The sequence below is a fragment of the Luteibacter sp. P4_D7_3 genome, from assembly GCF_056401735.1.
The window spans coordinates 1-4719 of sequence record NZ_JBFUIT010000304.1; the positions used below are offsets into that span (position 1 = coordinate 1).

Genomic DNA, 4719 nt, shown 5'->3' on the forward strand with positions numbered 1-4719 from the left:
ACCCTCTATGGTCGGGCGGACTTGATGGCCGACAGGGGCAACGAAATAATGCGGATCCGCTCGATGATGCTGGGAGCAGCCATGGCGCTGGCGCTGGATGCGAAGGCAGACGAAGGCATGTGGCTGCCGTCGCAGTTGCCCGGAATTGCGAAGAATCTCAAGGACGCCGGTTTCCGCGGCGACCCGAAGGACCTCGCCGACCTCACTCGGGCGCCCCTGAACGCGGTGGTCCGCATCGGTGGCGGCACCGGCTCGTTCGTGTCGGCGGACGGCCTGGTGGTGACCAACCACCATGTGGCCTTCGGCGTCATCCAGTACAACTCGAAGCCGGACCGTGATCTCATCACCAACGGTTACGTGGCCGCGGACCGTGCGGGCGAACTGCCGGCCAATCCGGACTACCGCCTCCGCGTCACGGTCGGCTTCGAGAAAGTTACCGACCGCGTGCTCGCCGGTGCCCGGGGCAAGACGGGCAGGGCGTATTACGATGCGGTGGACGCGGCGAGCAAGGCGCTGGTCGCCGAGTGCGAGGCGGAAGCCGGCATCAAATGCAGCGTGGCCAACATGTTCTATGGCCGCGACTTCTATCTGGTTCGCCAGCTCGAGCTGCGCGACATCCGCCTCGTTTACGCGCCACCGCGCGCCATTGGCAATTACGGCGACGAGGTCGATAACTTCGTCTGGCCGCGCCACGCCGGCGACTTCACCATCCTGCGCGCCTATGTCGGCAAGGACGGCAAACCGGCTGATTTCTCGCCGGACAACGTGCCCTATCACCCGCCGTCGCATCTGCAGATTGCTACGGCAGGCGTGGCCGAGGGCGACTTCGTCATGCTCGCCGGCTATCCAGGCACCACGTATCGTCACCGCACGGCCGCTGAATTCGCCGACCAGATCGAGTGGCGACTGCCAACCTCGGTTGCGGTGTTGAAGGCCCTGCAGGACGTGATCGAGGCCGAGGGCAGGACCGACAAGGAGGCGGGCATCCGCTACGCCTCCCAGCTTCAGACCCTGAAGAACGGTATCAAGCGATTCAGCGGCGAACTGGAGGGCCTCGAGCGCAGCGATGCGGTCACGGTTCGTCGCGAGGACGAGGCGGCGATGCTCGCCTGGCTCGCTACGCAATCCGATGCGAAGACGCTCAAGCCTCAGATCGACCAGGCCATGGCACTCATCGCACAAGGCAAGGGCGTGCGCGAGCGCGACCTGCTCGTGGGCCTGCTGTCGAGCCAGACGCAGCTGATGCGTGGGGCATTGTCGGTCGATCGCCTCGCCGTGGAGCGTCCCAAGGCGGACGCCGAACGCGAGTCCGGCTATCAGAAGCGCGACGAGGAGCTCATCCAGAGCCAGCTGAAGCAGATCCAGCGCCGTTACGATGCGCGCGTGGAAAAGGCGCTGGTCACGTCGCTCATCACGCGCTATCAGAAGCTGCCGGACGCACAGCGTCTGCCCGAAGTCGACAAGGTCTTCGGCCGGACGTCAGCGGAACTCGCGAAAGCGCTCGATCACATCTACGGAGCGACGACGTTTGGCGACGAGGCCGAGCGGACGCGACTGTTCGCGGCGGCGCCGGCCGATGTCGAGAAGAGTGACGACGCTTTGCTGGTCGCGGCCCGCGCGCTGCTTCCCGCACTCCTTCGCATTGAGGATGAACGCAAAGCGCGCGAAGGCGATCTCCTGCGCCTGCGTCCTTCCTATATGCAGGCGCTGATCGCTTATCGCGAGAAGCAGGGCAAGGCGGTGTATCCGGATGCAAACGCCACACTGCGCGTGAGTTTCGGCAAGGTCACACCGCTTAACGCACGCGATGCCGTCACCTACGCGCCCGTCACGACAGTGCAGGGCATCGTGGAAAAGAACACGGGCGTTGCCCCGTTCGATGCACCGAAGCCGCTGCTCGACGCTATTCACAAGGGTGACTTCGCCGGCTACGCCGACCCGAAGACGGGTGCGATGCCGGTCGACTTCCTGAGCAACCTCGACACGACGGGCGGTAACTCGGGTTCACCGGTGCTCAACGCAAAGGGTGAGCTGGTTGGCCTCAACTTCGACAGTAACTGGGAAGCCGTCAGCGCCAGTTGGATGTACGACCCACGCTACAAGCGCGCGATCCACGTCGATATGCGCTATATGCGTTGGTTGATGGACAAGGTGTATCCATCGCCGTCGCTGCTCAAGGAGCTGGGTGTTCCGGCTAAGTAGCGCGGCAGGCGAACGGCAGGCGAACGTCAGGCGTTATCCACACGGATTGTGGATACGACCTGCATAAACGTGTGGATAAGTCGGATCGGGCCTTCGCAGGCAAGGGCTTGCGTTGTGTTGGTCAGTGACTGACCACGAGCGGGTTAGTTGCCTCGAACTGACAGCAACTTGATCAGCACGGTGACGAATGCCGCGCCGGCGCTAAACCAGGCGAGAGCGATTGAACCGCTCACGACAGGGGTATACCAGCGGATTTCCAGCTGGGTCTTCATCGTATCCATGGCGAACTTTTTCGCCTCGGCGTCGGCTTTATCCCTCTCGGCACGCATCTTCATCGTTTCATCCAGGGACCGAGAGAACTCGAGATTCAATCGCCTTGCCTCCGCATACATCTTGTCAGTTTCCGCACGAGTGCGATTGAGGTCGGCATAGAATTTCTCGCGCTCGGTGGGCTCGTTCTCGGTGCGGTCTGTCGAATGGGCTTGTGCGGTCGTCATCGATGGAAGTCCAGCGTCGCGATGAGCGGGATATCCACTGCATCTGTGGGCGGAGTTTGTATAAGCGTGTGCATAAGTCAGTTAGTGGCTTGATGAGCAAGCACTTGCGTTACGTTGATCAGGCCTTGATCAGTGCGTTGGACGCCGGGTTTTCAAAGACTACCCCACCTTGTAGAGAGTGCGAGGTCAGGCGTCCCTGATTCTCATGCGCGGGATATCCACAGGGAATGTGGATAGCGCCTGCATAACCATGTGGACAAGTCCGTTTCGGCCTTCGCCACCATGCACTTGCGTTGTGCTGCTTACTTCTTGCTCACAGCCTGAAACCGACCTTCGCGATATCCACAGGGAGTGTGCACAGGCCTTGCATAAACCTGTGGACAACTTCGTTCTCGCCTTTGCCGCCATGCACTTGCGTTGCGGTGATCACGTAGTGACCAGGCGTACGACGACGAGCACTCGCGGGCGATATCCACAGGCTGTGTGGATACACCCTGCATAACCATGTGGATAAGTCGGTTTCGTCCTTATGCAGCGGCAGCTTGCATTGTGTTGGTCAATGCTTGACCGGTGTCGCTCTGCACGCGCGGGGGCACGCAAGCCACGCCTTCGCCTTCCTGTAGTYGAGTGTCATGACGAAGGCATCGAGTACGTTTGCGCCGACGGCACCGTGAACAGCGCTGTCCGTGTATTCGGACATGAACGACTCGAAATTGCTGTCGGCGCGTTCCGTGAACCACACGGGACCGACCGACCAGCCAGCGATCTCGACCATCGGCACCTGGATCGCCCTCACGGCTTTCCCCGCTCCCAAGTCATCAGCGGCTCCGATCAGGGGCCATTCCGGGTGATCGGCGTGCCAGCGGTTCATGAGGGTGCTCGTGATGTAGCTCGCGACGCCCAGGCCGTTCATCGTTGGCGTCTTCATGGCCGCGACGCCAGCTTTCGTCGGTTGCGCCGTCGCGCCTGTATCCAGGAGTACGTCGACATCCTCTCCGGCGACGCGGATCGTCACCCGGGGGTAGGCGGTGGTAAGCGCTCCTTCTGGATTGCGTTGCATGCCCAGATCAAACGCATGCGCGTCGTTCGCAGGTTGCCAGGCATCATCCTCGACGCGAAGCTGCCGGGCAGGGTAGTCGAAGGTCCACGCGTGCGTGGCGAGGTAAGTGCCGCCCGCCAGCCCGTCCGCGTTGCCGATGGCAGACCCTGTATTCACCACGAGGATATCGCCGCAGTGGGATGCCGCCGCGGGAATCCCCGCACGTGGGGCGTACTCGGGGCGAGTGACGAACGTAGCTTTCGACTGAGCTTCCCATGGCTCTTTCGGGCAGACCGAAGGCTTTAGTTGCAGTCGGTCGGCCGCAGCACGCGTTATCCAGAAATTGCTTCCACCTGCGCCGGTATCGATGAGAATGCGCAGTGAGTGGCCGTCCTTCGTCGTCGGCGTGGCGAAGAAATGACCCGCCTCGTATACGGTCGGGACGACCGTGGCGGCATCTGCGGCGAAGACGGTTCCGAGCAGGGCGACCAGCGCCATCGACACACGCAACATGCTTCCGTTCTCCTTTTAAGTGCGTGTCGATCCTCGCATCGGCGCCGGGCGCCTGTCACCGGGGTGGGGTAACCTTGCGGTCGTTTGATCGAAGTCCGTGTTCATGAGCCTCGACACCCGCCCCCTCGCCATTTTCCTGATGGGCCCGACCGCCTCGGGCAAGACGGCGCTTGCCTGCGCGCTGGCCGATCGTTATCCGGTCGGGTTGATCAGTGTCGACTCGGCGCTGGTTTACCGCGGACTGGATATCGGTTCAGCCAAGCCGGACGCCGCGACCCTGGCGCGCTATCCGCACGAACTTGTCGATATCCGCGATCCGGCCCAGCCTTATTCGGCGGCGGACTTCCGTGGCGATGCGCTGGCCGCGATGACGCGTCTGAACGAGGCGGGTAAGGTGCCCCTCCTGGTCGGCGGCACGGGCCTGTACTTCCGGGCGCTGCAACGAGGTCTGTCCGATCTTCCGGAAGC

Annotated in this window: 4 protein-coding genes; 2 read left to right on the top strand and 2 right to left on the bottom strand. The window is 62.4% G+C overall.

Features of this window, described 5'->3' with window-relative positions:
* Positions 1 to 63: 63 nt before the first annotated feature.
* Complete coding sequence (locus AC1DSN_RS18560) at positions 64 to 2202, top strand: S46 family peptidase (RefSeq protein ID WP_477332139.1); 2139 nt, start codon at positions 64 to 66, stop codon at positions 2200 to 2202.
* A 143-nt stretch (positions 2203 to 2345) separates the two neighbouring features.
* On the opposite strand, the gene AC1DSN_RS18565 is transcribed toward AC1DSN_RS18560, so the two are convergent.
* On the bottom strand, positions 2346 to 2699 hold the full coding sequence (locus tag AC1DSN_RS18565; RefSeq protein ID WP_213948360.1) for a hypothetical protein: 354 nt from the start codon (positions 2697 to 2699) through the stop codon (positions 2346 to 2348).
* Between the two features lie 556 nt (positions 2700 to 3255).
* Complete coding sequence (locus tag AC1DSN_RS18570; protein ID WP_477332137.1) at positions 3256 to 4251, bottom strand: hypothetical protein; 996 nt, start codon at positions 4249 to 4251, stop codon at positions 3256 to 3258.
* Between the two features lie 103 nt (positions 4252 to 4354).
* Here AC1DSN_RS18570 and AC1DSN_RS18575 point away from each other — a divergent pair.
* Positions 4355 to 4719: tRNA (adenosine(37)-N6)-dimethylallyltransferase (locus AC1DSN_RS18575; RefSeq protein ID WP_477332138.1), on the top strand; the 365-nt coding region annotated here is incomplete at its 3' end.